The 1,103-nt window shown below is 58.8% G+C and carries 2 protein-coding genes and 1 pseudogene; 1 reads left to right on the forward strand and 2 read right to left on the reverse strand.

Going from position 1 to position 1,103, the window contains the following annotated elements; translation table 11 throughout:
• Positions 1 to 236: pseudogene (locus tag JQ611_RS41465) on the reverse strand (hypothetical protein); the annotation flags it as partial.
• A gap of 149 nt (positions 237 to 385) precedes the next feature.
• Here JQ611_RS41465 and JQ611_RS41470 point away from each other — a divergent pair.
• Positions 386 to 889 (forward strand): heme-binding protein, encoded by a 504-nt coding sequence (locus JQ611_RS41470; protein ID WP_212468850.1) that lies wholly within the window; start codon positions 386 to 388, stop codon positions 887 to 889.
• Positions 890 to 898: 9 nt separating this feature from the next.
• Here the strand turns inward: JQ611_RS41470 and JQ611_RS41475 are convergent.
• On the reverse strand, positions 899 to 1,103 hold a 205-nt coding region (locus JQ611_RS41475; RefSeq protein ID WP_212468851.1), incomplete at its 5' end, for a hypothetical protein.

The raw sequence follows: 1,103 nt of genomic DNA on the forward strand, positions 1-1,103 counted from the left end.
CCTGTCAGGGTCACCGTCCAGCCCTCGGGCGCAACACCGATCCCGGTGCTCTCGAAACTGATCGCGTGGTTTGACATGTCATTCACTCCCATGAGGAAAAGCGTCGCCGCAATGATGGCTCCCCTGAATCTCGCCGCAGACAGCGCAGCGCGCGCAGAATCGGCGGCGGCTGATATCCGGCAGAAGCAGGCTGCAGATTGCGTTCGTTTGGGGAAAATGGAGGCATTCCGTTCCATGTGCATATCGCCTCGACGAGTCGAGTGCTGCACAGTTCTTGGACCGAAGCCTCAAGGGGAGACTGTACTTCCCCTAGGCACTTGATAATTCAACAGGGCAACAAATGCAACATCGAGCAGCGGCTCAGGCCGAATGAACAGGATCAGTTATGGACAGCAAAAGCCGTGTACATCTGCTGGCAGGTTTCGCTCTGCTGATTTCGACGCCGTGTCCGGCACAGGACTCGCTCGTTACCTATAAATCCTTGGCCCCCGTAGTCGCTCTGGAACTAGCTCAGTCGGCACTCGCGAATTGTCAGCAACGCGGTTACCAGGTCGCAGTCGCCGTGGTCGATCGTTTCGGCGTGGTCCAGGTTATTCTGCGCGATCGTTACGCCGGACCTCACACACCCGCAACTGCTTCGGGCAAGGCATGGACGGCGGCGACCTTCCGCAGCAGCACGAGCAACCTGTTCACCATCAGCCAGCCCGGCATGATGCAGGCAGGTATTCGCAATCTTCCGGGCGCGATCGTCATTGGTGGCGGACTCGTCGTCGAGGCGGGCGGGTCGCTGGTTGGTGCGATTGGCGTCTCGGGAGCGCCCGGAGGCGATGCCGACGAAGCCTGCGCCAGGGCAGGGGTAGAATCGATACAAGGGAAGCTCGATTTCTAAGTTGGGCGCTTATCGTTTGAGCAACGGCTCGCGGCATGTCTCTTCATGGCACTTTTCGGACATCGCCAATGGTCCGAATGTCCGCTTTGCGCCGATTGTGTTGAAAAACTCGGTGTTGAAGCCGACCGTGATCGCTAATTCATTCCGTCCCGTCTGGGCGGGAGATCGAATCGATGATGGGTCCGCGGCAGGTTGATCAGGCCCCGCTGTTTTA

It is taken from the genome of Bradyrhizobium sp. AUGA SZCCT0182 (assembly GCF_018130185.1).
In the GTDB taxonomy this organism is placed as follows: Bacteria; Pseudomonadota; Alphaproteobacteria; order Rhizobiales; family Xanthobacteraceae; genus Bradyrhizobium.